The following is a 514-nucleotide window of genomic DNA, read 5'->3' on the forward strand; positions in this document are numbered from 1 at the left end:
CTCAAGGTGATCGCCACGGACGCGGGCTCCCAGCGCGACTTCCGCACCTTTGCACGATTGGCCGGTCATACGCTGCTGCGTGAAGAAGACGAGGCGGGTGTTTACCGCTATTGGTTGAAAAAAGCCTGAAACCGGCTGCGTTCGTTACTAAGGATTATTGATGTTCAAAGTGTTACGCGACTGGATTCAGCGCTACTTCTCCGATGAAGAAGCCGTGGTGCTGGCGGTGCTGCTGATCCTCGGGTTCACCGCCGTGCTCACGCTGGGCGGCATGCTCGCGCCGGTATTGGCCGCGATGGTGCTGGCGTATCTGATGCAGGGGCTGGTCGTCACCCTCGAGCGTTTACGCATGCCCGGTGGCGTGGCCGTGGGGCTGGTTTTCGCGTTGTTCCTGGGGGTGTTGCTGGTGTTCATCGGGGTTGTGGTGCCGTTGCTTTGGCATCAGTTGATCACGTTGTTCAACGAGTTTCCCGGCATGCTCGCCAAGTGGCAGTCGCTGCTGTTGCTGCTGCCT

2 protein-coding genes are annotated in these 514 nt (G+C 59.5%); both read left to right on the forward strand.

Going from position 1 to position 514, the window contains the following annotated elements:
- Positions 1-129 (forward strand): sulfurtransferase TusA family protein (locus BK665_RS33670; protein ID WP_185076745.1); only part of this gene is annotated, 129 nt, incomplete at its 5' end.
- A 31-nt stretch (positions 130-160) separates the two neighbouring features.
- A partial coding sequence (locus BK665_RS33675; RefSeq protein ID WP_123410660.1) for an AI-2E family transporter occupies positions 161-514 on the forward strand: 354 nt, incomplete at its 3' end.

This window comes from Pseudomonas frederiksbergensis, assembly GCF_003732665.1.
In the GTDB taxonomy this organism is placed as follows: domain Bacteria; phylum Pseudomonadota; class Gammaproteobacteria; order Pseudomonadales; family Pseudomonadaceae; genus Aquipseudomonas; species Aquipseudomonas frederiksbergensis_G.